This window comes from Candidatus Cardinium hertigii (assembly GCF_003788695.1).
The window spans coordinates 17,116-17,402 of the sequence record NZ_RARA01000027.1 but is presented as its reverse complement, the minus strand read 5'-3'; positions in this window follow the sequence as shown (position 1 = coordinate 17,402).

Below are 287 nucleotides of genomic sequence, written 5' to 3'. Positions count from 1 at the left end.
AAGCTGGTAGAAAATCAGCCTGTTTGAGCCCAAGGCTATAGGCCTGGGCGAGTTCTGATTTTCAGCTTGCAGCCTGAACTTTTCAATAGCTTTGTTCACCAGCGCTTGATTTTTTTTGGCTACTTTTTTTGATCAAGCAAAAAAAGTAGCTTTAAAAGAAGTGGTTATTTAAAACAAAGAAGTGGTTTTAAAAAAAATGGATAAAATCATCAATAATCTATAAAATACGCCTGCCACGTAAGTGAACGGACAATGGCGTCAACTTAAGGTTTAGCTGTTATTGATAA